Here is a 20,205-nt window from a genome sequence, read left to right on the forward strand (position 1 = left end):
TATGATAAATAAGTTTGAGTAGTCTCTAGTTTGGCATAGACGCTCACGCTATTGTTATAGAGTTGATTTGCTTTAAAACCGTTACAGTGCGACTGGGATAAATTCTTTTTGCTTACTGTTCGCAAGCGTGACAGAGGCGACAAAAAATTTATCCCCGCAGCATATAATGAGTCATGCAGCTATTCACGTATCGATTTTATCTTAAACTGACTATATTTTCGCTTTAATAGCGGCCATCATAGACTTATTAAAATGATAGTTATTGCTATGTTTACCTCATTAAAAAGGATTGTTATGCCCATGAAAAAACAAAATCGTCTGTCTAAATTGGTCAGTACTGATGGATTACAACACGCTGGGTATTTGGCGGTTGCTAAAACGCGCGCCAAAGTGCTAAAGGCGTTTTCTTATGTGATTCCGATTAGAAGACCGATGTTATTTGTTGGTGAAACATCTTGTGATGAGCTGTGTGACATGCTTATCAATGAAGGCAGCACCAACGTGTTCATCGTCACGGATGCCGTGTTAAATAAGCTTGGCATACCCGCCAAAGTGACAGATTATTTGGACAAAAAAGACATCAGCTATCATGTCTATGATGGAGTAACACCAGATCCTACTTTTAAGGTGGTCGAAGAGGGACTGCGTCAATCTTTAGATGCTAAGTGCGACTCAATCGTTGCGATTGGTGGTGGCTCGGTGATTGATGCGGCCAAGATGATTGCAATGTCGCAAGGAAATAAATGCAAGCCTCAACAGCTTATTGGTATTCTTAAAGCCAGAAAACCTGCGACTCCTTTATACTGTATTCCAACGACTGCTGGTACCGGTTCAGAAGCAACGCTTGGTGCGGTGGTATCTGATGATGACACGCATCAAAAAGCTCTGTCCATCGATCCAAGAATGGTGCCATTGGCTGCCGCGATTGACCCAATTATTATGAAAGGCATGCCAGCACACATTACAGCCGACACTGGTATCGATGTATTGACCCATGCGCTTGAAGCATGGATGAGCGTCAACGCTAGCGTCGAGACTGACTATTATGCAGCCTCTGCGATCAAATCTGTCATGCACTACTTGCCTATTGTCTATGAAGATGGTGGTGATCTCAAAGCCAGAGAAGCGATGGGTATCGCTGCACATTATGGCGGTATTGCCTTTAATAAAGCAGGTCTTGGTTATGTACATGCCATCGCACACCAACTAGGCGCGTATTATCGTATTCCTCATGGTCGTGCCAATGCCATTGTGTTGCCTTATGTGCTCGATGTAAACCGTCATGCCAGCAAAAAAAGATTGGCGGCATTGGCCAAAAAAATCGGTATGGTGCAGGAGGGTCAAGCTGCTGGTAGTGATAGTGAGATAGCAGATCATCTTATCGCACAAGTACGTGATTTGATCAAAACGCTACATACTGATCCGGCGGTTCAAGACATGCAAACGAGTGATTTTGATAAGATTGCCAAAGCAGCGGCCAAAGAAGTTAGTGAGACCTATGCCGTACCAACGTATCTATCAGGCTCTGAAATCAAAGAGATTTTGACAAAGATCAAGCAGGCAAGCGACACGTCCGCTGATAAATCGTAGAATATAAGCGTCTTTGGTAATTAACGATAATGATATTATCTATAGTTAATCTAAAAAATTGACTATAGCCGTCAGTGATAAGAACAAAAAAGGACACCGTCTAAGTGTCCTTTTCTTTACTCATTGTACTTTTTAGAGTACCTAATATACTAATTATACCAATTTAAAATGCTGGTTGACGTCTAGGAATGGCACTCAAAAACTCCATGCGCGCTTGATTGTCATGAACAAATTCACCGAGCATTGAGGTGGTACGAGTGGTGGTGTGCTGTTTGCTCACACCGCGCATCATCATACACATATGTGAGGCATCCATGACAATAGCTACGCCGCGGCAGCCAGTCACATCCATAATGGTTTGTGCGATCTGATCGCTTAGGTTTTCTTGAACTTGCAAGCGACGGGCGAACATATCGACAATACGGGCAAATTTTGATAAGCCCAATACTTGACCATTAGGCAAATAACCCACATGTGCGATACCATGAAACGGTAACATATGATGTTCGCACAGTGAATAAAATTCAATGTTTTGTACCAGTACAAGCTCGCGGTTGTTTGACGGGAACAAGGCGTCATTGACGACTTCATCTAGGTTTTGATGATAACCTTGGGTCAAGTGAGCAAAGGCTTTTGCAGCACGCATTGGTGTTTCTGTAAGACCAGGACGTTCCAAGTCTTCACCAGTTGAGAGTATCAGTTGACGATACGACTCAATACTTTCTTGGTAATCTGATGTTATGATTGGGGTGTTACTCATAAGTTTGGCAGCCATCCAAAATGTAGGTGTAGCTTAACGCTAAATCCGATTATGTAAAGGATTTTATAAAAATTGTGCAAGCTGGGAAGGGATGCAATTATACTCGAAATCCACTCAACTTCATACTGCTGTGGTAAGTAGTTATCTGTTTGCTCAATATCAAGTCAGATTTTAAGCGAATGCCGTTTTTTAGCAAATACAGTTTACGACTGTTTACTTAAACCAATTCGTGTATAATGTGGTTTTTTAACTTATATTTGGTTATTGCTCAATTTTTATTATCTCTAATAACGTTAAATAACTTCATATCCAATTATTTTGTTCGATTCAAAAGGAAAAACTATGCTACTGCAAGGACAACGGTTTGTCGTAACTGGCATCGCAAGCAAACTTTCTATCGCTTGGGCCATCGCTGAAGCGCTACACCGTGAAGGTGCATCATTGATCCTGACGTATCCCAACGATAAAATCAAAAAACGTGTGGACATGGCAGCAGAAAAGTTCGAAGCGGACTTGGTGTTAGAATGTGATGTCGCCTCTGATGACTCTATTGCTGCTTGCTTTGAGCAAGTTACCGCGCATTGGGGTGATGGTATCAATGGTGTCGTACACGCTATTGGTTTTGCACCCATGGATCAATTGGATGGCGATTTTGTCAATGCGACGACTCGTGAAGGCAGTCATATTGCGCATGACATCTCAAGTTATAGCTTTGTGGCATTGGCCAAAGAAGCGCGTGCACTGCTTGCCATGCGTCATGGCTCTATGCTGACCCTAACTTATGAAGGTAGCATTTCGGTATTGCCAAACTATAATGTCATGGGTATGGCAAAAGCCAGCCTTGAAGCCAGTGTTCGCTATCTTGCAACGTCGATGGGCGGCGAAGGCATACGTGTCAATGCGATCTCAGCTGGTCCTATTCGTACCTTGGCGGCGAGCGGCATCAAATCATTCCGCAAAATGCTCGACATCAGCGAAAAGATCGCACCATTACAGCGTAATATTACTCAAACAGAAGTGGGTAATGCGGCCTTATTCTTATTGTCGCCATGGGCGTCAGGTATCACAGGTGAGATCATGTTTGTGGACGCAGGTTTCAATACCGTAGCGATCAGCGAGCAATTAATGATGCTCGATGAACCAAAATAATTCACCTTAGTGGTGAATTATAAGCACCATCTACTAGAAGGACAGCCAATGGGTTGTCTTTTTTGGTTATACTAGGTGCTATTTTAAGACCAGCCTGTAGGCGGCAACGATGATAACCAAACTACCAAGGTGGATTTTGTGGGGCGGCGCTGTGCTGGCGTTTAGTGCAGGCTGCGTGAATACAGCGGCATTATTGGGCTTCACCAATTTGTCGGTCTCGCATGTTACTGGTAATGTCAGTTTGTTTGCAGCGGCAATTGCCTATTTAGATGCTCGCAGTATCTTGTACATTGGTGTATTGCTGCTGTCTTTTTTATCGGGTGCGGTGTTGAGTGGTTTTATTATTGGACAGGCATCGTTAAAACTGGGCAGACGCTATGGTCGTGCGCTGTATATCGAAGCGGTATTGCTGTTACTTAGTTATTGGTTGTATCAGCAGCATGACTATCTGGGACATTTGGCCGCAGCAATGGCGTGCGGGTTACAGAATGCGATGGTAGCCACTTATAGCGGGGCCGTGATTCGCACGACGCATTTGACAGGACTGACCTCAGATATGGGCGCGGCGATCGGTAATTGGTTGGCAGGTCGCCCAATTAGTAAACCAACATTGGGTTTTCAGGCCATTATCTGGTATTGTTTTTGTGGGGGCAGTGCGTTAGGCGCTTTTTTGTTCAATAGAGTGGGTTACGATGCTTTGTTTGTTCCGATTGCTATCGTGACCACAGCCGCATTTGTGTATAACTATGTATCAGACCGTTTGCCAGAAAAGCGAGAGGTCAAACGCGAAAAGCGCCCATCATAGTGATAAGCGCTTGCTGTAGGTTCTTCTAAACGTAGAGTGGCTGTTTACTTTTCGCCTTCTTCTTTATGATCTTCATGCTCATGCAAACCTTGCATCATATCTAGCGCAGAATCATCCGTACGCTGTTGGTCTTTTTTTGCCAGACCATCTTGATTGATATCGTTTGGTGCCATTTTAGTGGTCGAATCCGTTTTATTTGCATCAGTCATAAGGTGCTCCTATTTGTTTTTATTAGGGGTTCAAGATAGCTGTTATCATTGAACCTCTATCGGCTTTTAATCATTATTTAACTCACCAAGTATGAAACACGGCTATAGTGTTGTACAGGTAGGATGTACACGTATTTAGTGACGATGTGTAACTAGACGTCACGCAGGCTCGCATCAAAGAAAAATGTCATGAAATCCTTCTTTAATTTGTCAGAATCATGAATGATTGAACCCAATGTATGGTTCAAAGTACGGCTGTATCAGCCAGCTACGTGCGGTACTAGAGAATTTTGTAGTGTATATCTGCTATGATGGCGGCGTATTTTTTAGCGATAATAATTTTTAGTGATAATACTTAGAGCAACCCGCCCTAACCAAACGTAAGACATTCGTATACGTCTTTATATGTAGCGTCTTTTTACCCGGTCTTTGAGGAAATAAGGACATTTTATGTCAGAGCAAAAACTAGACAAACACCTGCCTAATGATGGCAATGAGTATTTATTTACCGACACCTTTCCAAAGGGAACCGGAAAAGGTTTGATAGTGGTCGCTATTGCGGCGATTATCAGTATGATTATTTATAATGTATTACCCTTTGATATCAATGCCAATAAAGGCCTTTCCTTGTTGTTCTTTATCGGTGTACTGTGGCTGACAGAAGCCGTGCATGTGACAATTACAGCGTTATTGGTGGTTGTGGTTGGCGCTTTAATTGGTATTCCAGATTTTGATGCTGAGATTGGTTTACAAAGCTTTGCCAATCCCACCATTTATCTATTTTTCGGTGGTTTCGCCCTAGCGGCGGCGCTACATGTACAGCAGTTGGATAAAAAAATTGCACTAAAGATTTTATCATTGTCTGGTGGCAAACTAAGTACAGCGGTGTTTTTGATTTTTGGTGTGACGGCATTTTTATCGATGTGGATATCAAATACCGCCACTGCTGCCATGATGTTGCCATTGGCGCTTGGTATCTTGACGCAAGTGGATCGTGAAAAGGATCGCGGGACGTTTGTTTTCGTATTACTGGGGATTGCTTACTCAGCCAGTCTGGGTGGTTTGGGAACGATCGTTGGTTCACCGCCCAACGCGATTGCTGCTAAAGCGCTTGATATTGCTTTTGTTGATTGGATGAAGTTTGGTATCCCAATCATGCTGGTATTATTGCCATTGTTATTGGGTGCGATGTATTTTTTCCTAAAACCAAACCTGAATCGTACGATTACGCTGCTTGAAGATGAGCCAATTGCTTGGAACAAACCGCGTATATTGACTATTATTGTCTTTATTATCACGGCGCTAAGCTGGATATTTTCTAAAAAGATTGGGGCGGCCTTAGACATTACTGATACAGATGCTATTGTAGCCTTATCAGCGGCCGTTGCAGTGGTCAGTTTGGGTCTGGTGTCATGGAAGCAGGTATCTGATAATACCGATTGGGGCGTCCTCATGTTGTTCGGTGGCGGTATTGCCCTATCAACGGTCTTGAAAGTTTCAGGGGCGTCATTGGTATTGGGCGAAACGGTTGCAAATGCGCTGTCTGCCGCACCGATCATTGTGGTTATGATTGCGGTATCCGCATTTATTATCTTTTTGACAGAATTTGCTTCTAATACTGCCTCTGCCGCGCTTCTTGTGCCTGTCTTTGCCGCGATTGCTGAGCAAATGGGCTTGCCGAATGAAGTCTTGGTATTGATTATCGGTATTGGTGCTTCTTGTGCCTTTATGCTTCCCGTTGCTACGCCGCCGAATGCCATTGTATTTGGTACTGGACTGATTAAGCAGACGGAGATGATCCGTACGGGTGTTATCCTTAATATCATCGCGACCTTTGTTGTCGGAATGTGGGCTTATTTTTTCTTGATATAAACTCACTAACAGCGTTATGATACATAAAAACCCGATGTCTCAACCATTACGAGGCATCGGGTTTTTTATTCGTTTTTATTTATGGCGGGTGTATGACATACGCATTTACGAGAGAGGTAAGCAGATGGTAGACGCTCAGAAGACGCCTTTTGGTACCATCGCGGCTATCTCAGACATTCACAGCAATGTCTTTGCGCTTGAGGCGGTATTGGCTGATATCAAACAGCGTAATGTCGATCAAATCGTCAATCTTGGCGATATTCTTTACGGACCAATCGCGCCCAAGGCCACCTATGATCTGTTGATACGCTATCAAAAAGATATTATTACCATTCGTGGCAATCAAGATAGGCAGATTTATGAAGCGACTACCGCAGACATTGATGACCATTCAACGCTCAATTTTATTGTCGAAGATTTACCGAAAGAGGCGATTGGATGGATGCAAGCTTTGCCGTTTGAGTATCAGCTCACTGACGATATCTATCTTTGCCACGGGACGCCAACCGATGACATGGTGTATTTGTTAGAGGATGTAGAGACAGGTGAGCCAGTTATGCGTAGTGATGCGGCTATTTTAGACTTGCTGAATGGCATGGATAGTGATGTGATTGTATGTGGTCATACTCATATCCCGCGTACCGTCATGCTATCAACAGGGCAAAGTATTATTAATACTGGCAGCGTTGGGTATCCCGCTTACGAAGACGACTTACCTATGGTTCATAAAATGCAGACCTATTCTCCTCATGCCAATTATGTGCTTATTCATTGTACTGAGACTGCACACGGTAAACGCTGGCAGACTGAGCATGTCAAAGTGGCTTACGATCATGAAGCGGCTGCTAGAATGGCTTTGAAAAATGGGCGCGCAGATTGGGCATTTGCATTAAGGACAGGACGTGTGTTATCGATATAACCGTTTTTAGATTGCTGTTTAAAATGAATCGATTATATATAAATTTTTCTGGCTTGCTATGCATGCGTAGGCAAGGGCTGCAAAAAATTCATATCCGTCCCACTGTATCGTTTTTATACCCAACTCACTATATGCCCCAGCTAAACGTTACCTAACCAAACATTAACTATAAGAAGTGGTTTCATAAGGACTGCGTAAAATGCTAACCCTATATATGGTACAACTCGGTGGTCGTCCCAAAGGACGCTTGATTGAGCAGCACGATATCTTTTTTGGCGTGGCGGGTCAGCTGCCCGAGTTAATAGCAGATATTAATGACCACTGGCCGGAAGTGAAAAACAAGTGGCACATTGATTCGTACCGAGCGATTACCAATGTTGATAATTATGCCATTAAATTGGTTGAATCCAGTGAGCAAGTAGAAAGTAGCTCTGATTTAAAGCTATTTTTTATTAATTTGGGCGGTTATCAGCAGGGGAGCTTTGAAGAGTTTCATTATAAGTTGCTGGTCATAGCTGCTAATCAAGCAGACGCTATTAAGCAAGCAAAGCAGAGCGAGTTTTATAAAACATTTACGTTTAAAGATAAAGACTCACCCTTTAATGCCGCCTCCCATATCGATGATAAGTTTGCGGTGGATATAGATAATATATATAACGTGGGGGATCTTATCTCAAACGTTCAGCTTTTGATTGAGCCTATTATCAATACAGAGGACGGTGGCCTTGAGACTAAAGCAGATAAAGAATATGTTGGATATTTAAGTATCAAGAACCTAAGGAGGTTATCATAATATGTCTTTAAATATGTATTATAAAAGCGGTATGATCCGCAAAACGCGCTGCCAAATCTCTGATGACATGTTGCCAACCATTTATCAGATTCATAATAATGCTAACTTTCCACAATTGACGTGGTTAATTAACAATCTGTATGAAAATCCGCAGATTCAACCTGACATCGCTAGCGCTTTAGCAGATGAGATGCTAGCGTTTGAAAAATTAATACTTTCGCTACACCTTCCTTTTCCTATGCTCTCGCTACAGAAAATACATACCTTTTTTATGGGAGCTGCTACTAGCCAACAGATTATTTATACTATTAGTGATTGATTTTAACTTTCTCAGCTCTAACCAAACACTATGACCAACTTAAAAGAGTTGGCATTATAACTAGCAATTTTTTACTTTATAAAAGTAGAGTAACTACTGCTGGATAATATTTTATGAGCTTAAGCTACCCATACTTTTATAAAACATACTATTTATTAATAGATAAAGTGCTTAAAACCGATTATAGAATGGGATCATTTTTTCAAATTTTTGTGTACTGCCTTCCGCTATTACCTTGTTGGATTGAGTATCAATAATTTTAAATTGACAACTCGTATCTTCAGCTTCTACTTTTTCACCCAGAAAATTGGTTTTGCTTCTAAAGTTTTCTGTTGTCGTATTACCCCTCAAGATATAATTTCTGTTCGGAAGTAAGGTAACATCTATAGCAACAACGCATAACAGAGGCCAATCACCTAAGCCTTGAACCATTTTATGTTGATAAGAAAATCTTAATTTTTTGCCAGCTTCGAAAGTGTTTATTTCGCTTACAAAATCTCGTTTAGGTAAATTCATATAAATTGTTTTAGCTTTTGCATTCACGGCAAGTGCGACGGATAAGGGGCTTGGAACCAATTCTATGTCAATTCTTTCGGCATATCCTTTATCTATAAATCTAGCAGGACTGTAAAAACTTGAAGGATCAATATCATAAGTTAATGTAGCTGTAGTTGCATTTTCAGGAGGTTGATAAGGCTTGGTACTCAAACAACCAGTTAATCCAAATGCTAATACTGGTAAAACAATAACTATTTTGTATGACCAAATTGACATGACTTGTCCCTAATCTAGATAAGTGAAATTACTATATTTTTCTCAACCGTATTTTAGCCCATAATGCTCCATACGATAAAACAAATATTGACTTGTAAGATCTATTCTTTACATTCTAATCTAGAGTGCGTGTCATTCTAGATTGACAGATAACCAACTTGAATCAGACCCCAATTACCCCCATAATCTAACCACTTATAAATAATAAATAGCCTAAGTAAATATGCCCAATACTTCTAAGAATACAACTTTAAAAACATCTGCTATAGATAAAAATCAAGAAAGCCTAACGTCAAAAGTACCAAACAACGAGCTTTCAACTATTGACCCAAATAACGAAGACACCTCTCCAATAGTTGATACTGCCGATTTGCCAGTACTTGCTAAAGACAATTATTATCTGAGCCGTCTAGAACGCGAGCTGGGACGCATGGCTGTGTCCAAAAACAAAAAGTCCAATCAAGATGCTGAACAAAAAAATCATAAAAACGATGACGCACTTGCTAAAAAACGTGCCCAGTATGAAAAAATAAAAACGCGCTCACAACAAGCGGTGCAGGCACGTATTGACAGTATTCCAAGTGACTTACCTGCCAAGTTGAATCTTGATTTGCCAGTGAGTCAACGCGCTGAAGATTTGGTACAAGCCATTATTGATCATCAAGTTATCATCGTTGCAGGTGAGACGGGTTCTGGTAAAACGACGCAATTGCCAAAGCTTGCGATGCTGGCAGGGCGCGGTATCACCGGACAAATAGGACACACACAGCCGCGAAGATTGGCGGCGCGTAGTGTGGCAAACCGTATCGCAGAAGAGCTGGGCGAGCAGCTAGGGAATACGGTCAGTTTTAAGATTCGCTTTAATGAGCAAGGCTCGGCGCAATCTGTCGTTAAGCTGATGACCGACGGTATTCTGCTGGCGGAGTTGGGACATGATCGCTTCTTGAGTAAGTACGACACCATTATTATTGATGAAGCGCATGAACGTAGTCTTAACATTGACTTTATCATGGGCTATCTCAAAAAGATGCTGCCCAAGCGCCCTGATTTGAAAGTTATTATCACCTCAGCAACGCTTGATACCAAGCGTTTTAGTGAATATTTTAGTCACTACGATCCCAAGCTAAAGCGTCAAATACCTGCACCGATTTTCAATGTCGAAGGACGTAGTTTCCCAGTCGAAGTTCGTTATCGTCCGCTGACAGATGAGCCTGTTACCAGCTCGGATGATGATAGCTACGATGACTTTGAAGATAACTTACCGCGTGCTGTGGTAGCAGCAGTCGATGAGTGTTTTAGTGATGCCCAAAACAAAGGTCATGCCGATCAAGCTGATATTTTGATCTTTGCTGCCACCGAAGCTGAGATTCGTGAATTACAAGAAGTGCTTGTGCGCTACGGACCCAAACACACAGAGGTACTGCCACTATTTGCACGCCAGACTTATGAAGAGCAGCAGCGTATTTTTCAGCCATCAGGTCGTGGTCGGCGTATCGTTATCGCAACCAACGTGGCTGAGACGGCACTGACGGTTCCGGGTATTCGCTATGTCATTGATTTGGGCTTTGCCCGGATTTCGCGTTATTCATATCGCTCACGCGTGCAGCGTTTGCCGATTGAGGCGATCTCGCAAGCGGCTGCCAATCAGCGTAAAGGTCGCTGTGGTCGTGTGGCTCCCGGCGTCTGTATTCGTCTATATAGCGAAGAGGATTTTAGTGGCCGTCCTGAATTTACAGAACCTGAGATTCTACGAACCAATTTGGCGTCTGTTATCTTACAGATGGCAAACTTGCGTCTGGGTAGCGTCGATGATTTTGCGTTCATTGAGCCGCCAGACAGTCGCTTAGTGACGGATGGCCATAAATTGCTGGATGAGCTAGGCGCGATCACAGCCAAAAACGACTCTGCATCTGCCAACCAAAGCGACAAGCCTAAACCAAAAAAAGGTTTGGACCATTTGCGTCTGACTCGTATCGGTCAACAAATGGCACGCATGCCCATTGATCCAAGGCTGGCACGTATGCTGGTCGCTGGCTCTGATTTTGATTGTATTCGTGAAATGCTTATTGTGGTTGCCGCGCTTGCGGTACAAGATCCGCGCGAGCGTCCTGCCAATAAGCGTACGCAAGCGGACCAAAAGCATGCCGTTTTCCGTCAAGACGATTCTGATTTCTTATTTTATTTAAGTCTGTGGAAAGCACTATTTGAAAAAGATGAAGACGGTAATAAGCTCTCTGGCAATCAGCGTAAGCAATTTGCGAAGAAAAACTACTTAAGCTTTCCGCGTGTGCGCGAATGGCATCAAACCCATCGTCAATTGGTACAAATGGTCACCGAGCTTAAGCTGACTGACGTGAGTGACGCAAGAGAGGCGGATAAAAACAACGCTAAACATAATGCAAAAAACGCGTCGATTGAAGCGGTGACCAGTGATCCGACGGCGATTGAAGATGAAGAGCTCAAAGCGGTTAAATATGCCAACTTGCACCGAGCGCTATTAACGGGTTTGTTGTCTATTATTGCCCATAAGACAGAAAATCGCGGTGAGTATCTAGCCGCTCGTCAGCAAAAAGCCAAAATATTCCCCGCCAGTACGGTGTTTAAGCAGGTGCCACCTTGGGTCATGGCGTTTGAGATGGTCGAAACCTCACAAGTCTTTATGCGCACGGTTGCGAAGATTGAACCCGAGTGGATCATCTCAGCTGCTGGTGACTTACTCAAGTATCACTACTTTGAGCCGCATTGGTCGAAAAAGACAGGCCGCGTCAAAGCGTACGCTCAGATCAGCTTGTTCGGGCTTATTATTATCAGTAAGCAGCTGACCAACTATGAGCAAGTCAATCTAAGCGAGTCGCGTGAGATTTTTATCCGTGATGGTTTGGTGACGGGTAATTTGGGTCGTCAGGCGCCATTTTTACAGCACAATATGGATAAAATCGCGGATATCGAGCGTATTGAGGACAAACTGCGTCGCCGTGATTTGTTGGTTGATGAAGAGTCGCTGTATCAGTTTTATGACAAAAAAATCCCAGCGCATATTGCCAGCCGCAAAGCCTTTGAAGACTGGCGTGCTGAGGTCGAAAAAACGGACACCAAGCATCTATTCTTCACCGATGATGATGTACTTAACAGCCAAGCGCCAACCACGGGCGACTTTCCAGAAGTATGGAAATTGGGTGATTTAAAACTGCCACTGCGTTATGTCTTTGATCCTGCGAGCGACGATGATGGGGTGACCATTCGTGTGCCACTTGCGGCATTACCGCAGCTTGATGCGATTGAGCTGTTATGGGGCGTACCCGGTTGGCGCTTTGAGTTGGTATTGCAATTGCTCAAATCGCTGCCCAAAGATATCCGCCGTCAAATTGTCCCCATTCCTGATACAGCTGACAGTTTGTTTGATGAGTTGCAGCCCGCTGGTGGTCAAGGCTTGTTAAAGCAGTTATGCCAAGCGCTCAACCGTCGCGGCATTATGTCAGTGACGCCAGAGAGCTTTAACCCGTCATCGATTGATCGTTATTTGCAGCCGCAAATCAGTGTGGTCGACGATAAAAATCGCATTATTGAGAAAGGTCGCGACTTACAAACGCTACAGATTCGTCATGCGTCCGAGACCAGTCAAGCCGTGACTGAACAGCAGGGCGTTCATACAGACTTTCCAGCGCATTTTGCCTTTAGCAAAAACCATCATAGTGCAGGCGTGGTGATGAAGCAGTTTTCAGCGTTGGTCGCTGATGAGGCAGGCGAGGCCGTATCGATTCATCAGTATACGGATGTCAACGCAGCATTACAGGCGCATCGCATTGGAGTGCTGACCCTAATCAAAGGCAAGCTTGGCGCTAAGAAAAAACAGCTAACCAGTCAAATAGATAAAATATTCAAACTGGCATTTGCACCGCTTGGTGATATGGAAAAGCTCAAAACTATTATCATTGATGCGGCGTTAGATGCCGCGCTCGAAGAGCACTATGTATTATTTGATCACAGTACCGATTTGCCTGAGAGTGCTGACAGTATCGCCGTTGGTTTGAGCGAGGAGTTACCGTTTACCTCTGAAGAGTATGAAAAAACATTGGACGTGGTGACGAGTAACTTTTTATTGACTGGTCAAAGCGTTATCAAAACCCTTAAGAATGTCTATACCCGCTGGCAACGCATTCGCCAAGGCCTATTGATGCTTGATCGCGAAATATTTGGCGAGTCTATCGAAGATATTGAGGATCAGTTAGAAGACTTGCATTTGGCAGATTTTGTTTATCGCATGGATTATAGCCACTGGCAACAATATCCTCGCTATCTTGAAGCGTTAGAAATTCGCCTTGAGCGCCTTGAGCACAATTTGGATGCTGATCTTGATGGGGTTTACGCGCTAGATTTACATATGGAGCGATTGGCAGGACGTGCGGATAAGGAAGCCATTAGTGAATATCGCTGGATGGTAGAGGAGTATCGTATTCAACTCTTCGCTCAGCCAATGAAAACTCGTATGGCTGTTTCACCCAAGCGCTTAAGTAAAATGTGGGATAAAGTAGGTTAGCTACTTGTCCTATAGGCTTTGGACTGTTTTTTAAACGTAATTAGCAAACAATAAAAAACCCAGTGTTAAATGCTGGGTTTTTTATTGGCTGGAATATGAATCAAATGAGAGGTTAATTAGCTCTCTAGCTGATCGATCATACCTTGATACTTCTCTTTTTTCGCAACGATTTTCTGGCGCTCTTCCTTAGTATTGGTATCTGACTGATCAGAATCTTTCGCTTTCTTATCAAAAGCTTCTAGCTCAGCATCTACGCCATCTACAAGTTTGTTTAACAGCATAGCAACCGCTTTTTCAGACACGCCATAAGTCATGCCAGAAGCTTCAGACTTAAGATCATCTTTAAGTTTCGACGCCCATTGATAAATATTGGCTACGGTTGCACTATACTTGTCGTCTTTGTCCGAACTGTCTTTGTCTGAGCTGTCACTGTCTGATTTACTGTTATCTGACTTTTCCTCATCCGATTTTTTATTATCCGATTTGTCGTTCTTATCAGCCATAAAATCATCTTTAAGCTTAGTAGCCCATTGGTAAATATTGGCTATCGTTACACTCTTATCGTCTTTATCGGACTTGTCATCTTTATCAGACTTATCGTCTTTGTCAGATTTATCATCTTTATCGGACTTGTCGTCTTTATCAGACTTGTCATCTTTATCAGACTTGTCGTCTTTATCGGACTTTTCATCTTTATCGGACTTTTCATCTTTATCGGACTTTTCATCTTTATCAGACTTGTCGTCTTTATCAGACTTGTCGTCTTTATCAGACTTGTCGTCTTTGTCTGACTTATCATCTTTACTAGACTTACCGTCTTTATTAGACTTGCTATCTTTATCAGACTTGCTATCTTTGTTAGATTGACTGTCTTGTTCAGAGTGATCGTCATCAGTGATAACGTCATCACCTTTTAGTACTTCTACAGAAGTGACTGCCTTATTTTTAATAGTATCTGTTGCGTCGTTCTCTGTGTTGTTATTGGGGTTGTTATTTGACATGATTTATAGCCCTCTTTATGTTTTCATTGAAAAATATCAATAATTGATATTAAGCCAGCCATTTTTTTTATTCAGTATATTAATGTAAACAGAGAATCAACCTGTTTATGTCGCTATTTTTATTTTTAGTAAAGTAAAACCAAAAAACGAGAAGTAGGTTTCAAAAAGATAATATAAAACGGTTGTACTCGTATATGATTCCATCAAAAAGTACCAAACAGTTACAATCATTGCCTTACAGACGCTTACAATACGATGAGTATTTCCTTTGAATTTAGCGTGACTTTTCTTAACACGATTCTGATAAAGCCAAAAAAGTATTGTGATAATATTTTTTAATTCTTTATAACCACGAGACGTTACATGAGACTTATAAAAACTAATATAAAAAAAGTGTCGGGCATCGCGTTGCTGTCTGTTAGTCTATTTATGACAGCTGAGGCATCAGCAGCCAGTGTTTGCGATAATGCGTATACTCAGGCCGATATGAACAAGTGCACCGCAACGGAATTATCAGCTGAAGACAGCAAGTTGAATCGTTCATACAGTGATTTACAGCGACTATTGAGTAGTAGTGAAAAAAAGCAATTAAAGGCGGCGCAGTTGGCTTGGATTGATTTTAGAGACAAAGCCTGTCAGTTTTCGGCTCGCAGCTTTAAGGGAGGTAGTGCCCATTCAATGGCGCTCAATGGTTGTTTGACAACTTATACTCATCAGCGCCGTGTGCAGCTCGATGATGACATTGACAACATCAATAACAGATAACCTAAACCAAAAAGGATGAACCATCGCGGCTCATCCTTTTTTTTGGTTGCTATCAGTAGAATGTGATGACTGTATTTATTATTCTTGATTTAGTATTCTTGTTTTGGATTGAGAATAACAATATTCAACTCATAATCAGCACTTAACATAGAACAACTAAGCGGCTTTGGGTTCAGACTTATTACTAGAATAAATAAAGTAAAGCGCGATGGCCAGACAAATCAAAGCAGCGATTCGACTGCCAGATAGTTGAATCATCTCATTACCTAACCAACCAAAATTATCAATCAGCACGCTCATACTCAATTGACCAAAAATCACCGCAACGGTTGCCACGGCAGTACCAATACGCTGTACTGCCACCACCATAATGACGATATAAGGCACTCCGCACAAGGCGCCTAATAGTTGCCATTTCGGCACGTCCATCAATGTGACTGAGTGGTTTGGTTCAAAGAAGAAAATAAGCAAAGCGGTGACTAGCGCACCCACAGAAAAGGTGAGAAACGCGCTTTTGAATACGCCAACATTGCCACCCAATCGACCATTCAAAGCCGCTTGAACGCTTAAGGCGGCGCCGCCAATGATTGCCAATACGACCATTAATATAAGTGTCATCTATGTTACCCCTTCGCCATAAAGAACAATGCAGCAATGATAAACACCAATGCGATGATTCTTTTGTTGTCTATTTTTCGTTCCGTGGTTCCAAATAGCCCGTAATGATCGATGATCAAACTCTTTGATATTTGGCCAGCAAGGATGCCAATCATCGTCATTGCAACACCGATAACTGGCGTTACGACGGTTAAGACCACCACGTAAATAGGTCCTAAAATCCCGCCAATGAGTAATAAAGGCGGCTGCGAGAAAAATGAAGGACTGTTGCGTGGACTAAAAAACAACATCAGAAAAAAGGTCAATGCAGCGCCGACACCGAAAATGCTCAATGTCGCCCACAGTTCGCCAACTTGACCGCCTAACGGGCCAAGTAATCCGGCTTCAACGGATAACCCCATACCGCCTAATACAACGATAAGTATCAATAATATTTGCATGAAAAAATCCTTGGTGAGCAATGGCGCTCATTCTACAGCAGCTTATCCCCACAAAAAACGCTACAATATAGAAATGACCTTTGCATAAGTTGCACAAATGAATCCTATCGACAGCATCAGTATAAAAACCTTACTCTTCTATATAAGTGTCTTTAACGCTCAGAGCTTTTCAGTAGTAGCGCGCAAAGAAGGGGTATCGGCTTCTAAAGTGTCTCGTATCATTAAACAGTTAGAAGACTCGCTGGGACAGCAGCTTTTTTATCGCAATACAAGGGCCGTTATTCCGACCGAAGCGGGTCGCGTGTTCATGACCTACGCATTGTCTATGACCGAAAGCATGAACGCAGCCCAAAAGGAGTTGCAAAATAGGACGCTAGAGCCGGGTGGCTTGCTAAGAATCAATGCACCCGTGTTTTTTGGACAACGACATATCGCGCCCTGGTTGCCACAATTTAGCGCTCAGTACCCCAAATTACAGATAGACTTGACGTTAACCGATGACTTTGTTGATCCGCATCACTACGCGACAGACGTCATTTTTAGAATTGGAACGTTGAATGACTCCGCCTTTCATGCCCGCATTTTTGGTGAACAAACCTATCATCTTGCGGCCGCGCCCGAGTATATAAACAAACATGGTAAGCCACAAATGCCCGCTGATTTGAGTCAGCACAAAGGCTTGGTATATAAAGGGTCGTCAGGACCAAATCGTTGGCTGTTTAAAAGAGAAGAGGAGGATTGGGATTCTTATCTGATTTCCGCTTTATTGATGTCCAATAATGCAGAATCCTTATTGGTGTCAGCGCTAAAAGGTATGGGTATTGTGCTTTTTCCAGACTGGCTGATTGGCGATCATTTAAAGCATGGTAAGCTAATCAAGTTATTACCTGAGTATCAAACGGCTATCAAAACAACGCCGCAGCATATTGCCGCCATTTATCCTAATACGCGTCACGTCTCTTTAAATGTCAGAACGCTCATTGATTACTTTGCTAAGGTATATGGCAAGCCACTTTATTGGCAGCTCGATTAAATGGTCATTGTCTAGAGACTTAGAGAAGTGTATTTCTGATAGGAAGGTGTTATTAAGATTTCTAACAATCACCGTGTTTATTACCATTATTACCATTGTTTCTAAGCGTTTTGATACGAATAGTGAATTTATTAAAACTTGCGACACCATTCAATTTAAAATCAATCGATTAATAGCGGTAATTTTTATAGTGATTTCGGTATAAAAACGATACAGCGGGACATATATGAATTTTTTGCAGTCTCTGCTCGCGTAGGCACCGCAAGCTAAAAAAATTTATATTAGGGCGTGTCATAAAATGACGTATCTGTTTTATTTAGAATCGACTATATATACTATAAAAGTGTTTAATCACATTATTAAACATCGAATTGATTGATTTCATTATCGCTCATTATTTAATATGAGGTTCAATTAAGCATTGCCAATTACTCGGAGTATCGTATGGAGCAGTCTGAGATTTTAGACAACAAACCCGCCAATATGGAGCAGGGTAAAGGTATTATCCTACGTCTAACCTATGTTAGTCGTCATAATCCTGATAACACTAGTATCGAAGTGACACGCATCTTAGCGCAAGCGCGACGAAACAATGAGCGTAATGGCATCACGGGTGCGCTGGTTATTAATGATGACTATTTCCTTCAAAGTATTGAAGGCGCAAGGCCAGTCATTAACGGTTTGCTCAGAAAGTTGGTGAATGATAATCGGCATTTTGATTTGCATGTGATTGAATGTAGCGAGGTTGAAGAGCGTGTCTGGAATAAATGGTCAATGAAGCATTTGACTCCCAGCGATTACGACAAAGAATACGTGCGCAAGTTCTCAGCAGGGACGGTTTTTGATCCTTATATAATGAGTACTTCGCAAATCCTAAAGTTTATTGATACTCTCTCAGCGCTTCAAGAGCGCAAAGAAAAGGGCAACACGGACACAAAAAGCCTTGGGTTTTAGTCACACAGTTGAATCGATCACACTAGATGAAGGGCAAGATATGACACAAACCACTTCAGACGCTCACATTTTGGTGAGCATGACTTATATTAGCCGCGCCAACCCTGATATGTCGCATGAAACGCTCAGCGAAATCCTCAAGCAAGCTCAAGAAAATAACGCGTTAAATGCCATCACTGGCATGCTAATTTTTAATAACCAATACTTTTTACAGACGATTGAAGGCTCGCGTTCACAGATCAATCATTTGCTACGTTGTTTACTCAAGGATGAGCGACATTATGACTTACAGCTACTTGAGACTCGTGAGTTAAAATCTAGAGAATGGTCACGATGGTCAATGGACTTAGCGTCGCCTGCTATGGACAATACTGCGCTTTATCTCAAGTACTCTACGACTACGGACTTTAACCCTTACTTATTGAGTGCTGAATCGATAAGACGCTTAATAGCTGAATTCAAGTAGTAGGACGCTTTTTCATTCTAAAAATGCTGGTAAAAATGAGATAAATTGAAGACCCGCCTTACAATGATTATTGGCAAAATAGCACGTTAAGCAGGTTTGCTTGATTTTTCTTTATTTAAAATAAAGACCAAGACCGCGCCTAAGATAATGACGCTTGCCATGATGAAACGCGGTGTTAGGGGTTCAGACAAAAATACCACTCCTAGCAGGGCAGCAAGCACGGGCACGCACAGCTGTACCACTGCTGCTTGGGTATTTTTTAATAATGGCATGGCGGTATACCAAATGCTATAACCAATACCTGAGGCAATCGCCCCTGACGCACACGCGAGTAATATGCCTTTAACTGTAATACTGTTTAAATTGAAGTTATCTAAAAAGTTGTCTAAATTGAAGTTTTCTAAATAAAGACCATCCCATCCCGCATTGTCTAGATAAGTCATACTGAGCAATAACAGTATCGGCACCGCCATCAAGCTTCTAATGAAGTTAAAACCAGTGGCGCGTAGTGGTGAGGCGCACGATTTACCGCGTATACTATATATTCCCCAAGCTATCCCGCTGATAGCCATCAGCGCTGCTGCTAGTAGTGAAGGCACTGCGGCTGATGGCAACATTAAATAAATAAATCCTGCCACTGCCAGCAAAAATGCTACCCACTGCACGACGCTTAACTGCTCTTTTTGATAAATACCCCAACCAATCATGGTCAACTGAACGGCAGAAAATAAAATCAGCGCACCAGTACCTGTATCAAGCGCCGTATAAGCAATCGAAAAACACAGCGCATAAACCACTAGGCTAACGCTACTTAACCAGCTGCCTTTATCGTTAAGAATTGAGCGCGTCTCATTAGGCAGGGTATCTAGGTTCGATACTTGGCCTCGTAAACGATAAGTATAGATCGTCATAATCACCCCTAAACAGCCAGCAGCACTCAGTAAGCGGATGACCGTAAAACGCCAAGCGTCTATATCGCCATCTGCCAATGCCATCCTACAAAATAAAGAGTTGGCGGCAAACGCAAGTAAGGCAATAATGGTATAAATGGAGGCTTTCAAAAATAATTCCTACAATGATTGCGCGGGTTTTACCCTACTATAGTCAGTCCAAAATAAAATCGATACGTCAGCAGCCCAGTATCGGTTTTAGAAAGACTCGACTATAGAGAATTATAGGCGTTGTCAGGTGTTTTAGTTTT

At 42.4% G+C, this 20,205-nt stretch carries 19 protein-coding genes; 12 read left to right on the top strand and 7 right to left on the bottom strand.

The window, feature by feature from the left end; translation table 11 throughout:
• The first annotated feature begins 300 nt into the window (after positions 1 to 300).
• Complete coding sequence (locus AAJP47_RS07560) at positions 301 to 1,590, top strand: iron-containing alcohol dehydrogenase (RefSeq protein WP_346717296.1); 1,290 nt, start codon at positions 301 to 303, stop codon at positions 1,588 to 1,590.
• A 163-nt stretch (positions 1,591 to 1,753) separates the two neighbouring features.
• On the opposite strand, the gene folE is transcribed toward AAJP47_RS07560, so the two are convergent.
• Positions 1,754 to 2,350 (bottom strand): GTP cyclohydrolase I FolE, encoded by a 597-nt coding sequence (gene folE, locus AAJP47_RS07565; RefSeq protein ID WP_346717297.1) that lies wholly within the window; start codon positions 2,348 to 2,350, stop codon positions 1,754 to 1,756.
• A gap of 342 nt (positions 2,351 to 2,692) precedes the next feature.
• On the opposite strand from folE, the gene AAJP47_RS07570 reads away from it, so the two are divergent.
• Entirely contained in the window at positions 2,693 to 3,499 is an 807-nt protein-coding gene (locus tag AAJP47_RS07570; RefSeq protein WP_346717298.1) for an enoyl-ACP reductase FabI, read from the top strand.
• 109 nt (positions 3,500 to 3,608) lie between these two features.
• Complete coding sequence (locus tag AAJP47_RS07575) at positions 3,609 to 4,304, top strand: YoaK family protein (RefSeq protein WP_346717299.1); 696 nt, start codon at positions 3,609 to 3,611, stop codon at positions 4,302 to 4,304.
• Between the two features lie 44 nt (positions 4,305 to 4,348).
• Here the strand turns inward: AAJP47_RS07575 and AAJP47_RS07580 are convergent, their stop codons facing one another.
• Entirely contained in the window at positions 4,349 to 4,513 is a 165-nt protein-coding gene (locus AAJP47_RS07580; RefSeq protein ID WP_346717300.1) for a hypothetical protein, read from the bottom strand.
• Positions 4,514 to 4,963: 450 nt separating this feature from the next.
• On the opposite strand from AAJP47_RS07580, the gene AAJP47_RS07585 reads away from it, so the two are divergent.
• From AAJP47_RS07585 to AAJP47_RS07600, 4 genes are all read left to right on the top strand, one after another.
• Positions 4,964 to 6,385 carry an SLC13 family permease gene (locus tag AAJP47_RS07585; protein WP_346717301.1) on the top strand — a complete coding sequence of 474 codons (1,422 nt, stop codon included), beginning with the start codon at positions 4,964 to 4,966 and terminating at the stop codon, positions 6,383 to 6,385.
• Positions 6,386 to 6,509: 124 nt separating this feature from the next.
• Complete coding sequence (locus AAJP47_RS07590) at positions 6,510 to 7,304, top strand: metallophosphoesterase family protein (RefSeq protein ID WP_346717302.1); 795 nt, start codon at positions 6,510 to 6,512, stop codon at positions 7,302 to 7,304.
• Between the two features lie 199 nt (positions 7,305 to 7,503).
• Positions 7,504 to 8,097 carry a DUF1543 domain-containing protein gene (locus tag AAJP47_RS07595; protein WP_346717303.1) on the top strand — a complete coding sequence of 198 codons (594 nt, stop codon included), beginning with the start codon at positions 7,504 to 7,506 and terminating at the stop codon, positions 8,095 to 8,097.
• Between the two features lies 1 nt (position 8,098).
• On the top strand, positions 8,099 to 8,416 hold the full coding sequence (locus tag AAJP47_RS07600; RefSeq protein ID WP_346717304.1) for a hypothetical protein: 318 nt from the start codon (positions 8,099 to 8,101) through the stop codon (positions 8,414 to 8,416).
• Positions 8,417 to 8,587: 171 nt separating this feature from the next.
• Here the strand turns inward: AAJP47_RS07600 and AAJP47_RS07605 are convergent, their stop codons facing one another.
• Complete coding sequence (locus AAJP47_RS07605; protein WP_346717305.1) at positions 8,588 to 9,190, bottom strand: hypothetical protein; 603 nt, start codon at positions 9,188 to 9,190, stop codon at positions 8,588 to 8,590.
• A gap of 223 nt (positions 9,191 to 9,413) precedes the next feature.
• Here AAJP47_RS07605 and hrpA point away from each other — a divergent pair, with 223 nt between their 5' ends.
• Entirely contained in the window at positions 9,414 to 13,727 is a 4,314-nt protein-coding gene (gene hrpA, locus AAJP47_RS07610; protein WP_497198700.1) for an ATP-dependent RNA helicase HrpA, read from the top strand.
• Between the two features lie 116 nt (positions 13,728 to 13,843).
• Here the strand turns inward: hrpA and AAJP47_RS07615 are convergent, their stop codons facing one another.
• A complete protein-coding gene (locus AAJP47_RS07615) occupies positions 13,844 to 14,728 on the bottom strand; it encodes a hypothetical protein (RefSeq protein ID WP_346717306.1) in 885 nt (294 codons plus the stop codon).
• 363 nt (positions 14,729 to 15,091) lie between these two features.
• Between AAJP47_RS07615 and AAJP47_RS07620 the strand changes: the two genes are divergently transcribed.
• The gene (locus AAJP47_RS07620; RefSeq protein WP_346717307.1) at positions 15,092 to 15,493 is read left to right on the top strand and encodes a lysozyme inhibitor LprI family protein; all 402 of its coding nucleotides are present in this window, start codon (positions 15,092 to 15,094) and stop codon (positions 15,491 to 15,493) included.
• A gap of 156 nt (positions 15,494 to 15,649) precedes the next feature.
• Here AAJP47_RS07620 and AAJP47_RS07625 read toward each other — a convergent pair whose 3' ends face one another.
• The gene (locus tag AAJP47_RS07625) at positions 15,650 to 16,111 is read right to left on the bottom strand and encodes a DMT family transporter (RefSeq protein ID WP_346717308.1); all 462 of its coding nucleotides are present in this window, start codon (positions 16,109 to 16,111) and stop codon (positions 15,650 to 15,652) included.
• A gap of 5 nt (positions 16,112 to 16,116) precedes the next feature.
• The gene (locus tag AAJP47_RS07630) at positions 16,117 to 16,551 is read right to left on the bottom strand and encodes a DMT family transporter (protein WP_346717309.1); all 435 of its coding nucleotides are present in this window, start codon (positions 16,549 to 16,551) and stop codon (positions 16,117 to 16,119) included.
• A 97-nt stretch (positions 16,552 to 16,648) separates the two neighbouring features.
• Between AAJP47_RS07630 and AAJP47_RS07635 the strand changes: the two genes are divergently transcribed.
• The 3 genes from AAJP47_RS07635 (at position 16,649) to AAJP47_RS07645 (ending at position 19,004) form a co-directional block, all read left to right on the top strand.
• Positions 16,649 to 17,584 carry a LysR family transcriptional regulator gene (locus tag AAJP47_RS07635; protein ID WP_346717310.1) on the top strand — a complete coding sequence of 312 codons (936 nt, stop codon included), beginning with the start codon at positions 16,649 to 16,651 and terminating at the stop codon, positions 17,582 to 17,584.
• 444 nt (positions 17,585 to 18,028) lie between these two features.
• Positions 18,029 to 18,538 (top strand): BLUF domain-containing protein, encoded by a 510-nt coding sequence (locus AAJP47_RS07640; protein ID WP_346717311.1) that lies wholly within the window; start codon positions 18,029 to 18,031, stop codon positions 18,536 to 18,538.
• A 40-nt stretch (positions 18,539 to 18,578) separates the two neighbouring features.
• The gene (locus AAJP47_RS07645; RefSeq protein ID WP_346717312.1) at positions 18,579 to 19,004 is read left to right on the top strand and encodes a BLUF domain-containing protein; all 426 of its coding nucleotides are present in this window, start codon (positions 18,579 to 18,581) and stop codon (positions 19,002 to 19,004) included.
• Between the two features lie 86 nt (positions 19,005 to 19,090).
• Here AAJP47_RS07645 and AAJP47_RS07650 read toward each other — a convergent pair whose 3' ends face one another.
• Positions 19,091 to 20,065: a DMT family transporter gene (locus AAJP47_RS07650; RefSeq protein WP_346717313.1), complete on the bottom strand. Its 975-nt coding sequence runs from the start codon at positions 20,063 to 20,065 to the stop codon at positions 19,091 to 19,093.
• Positions 20,066 to 20,205: the final 140 nt, after the last annotated feature.

It is taken from the genome of Psychrobacter halotolerans (genome assembly GCF_039680845.1).
Lineage (GTDB): Bacteria > Pseudomonadota > Gammaproteobacteria > Pseudomonadales > Moraxellaceae > Psychrobacter.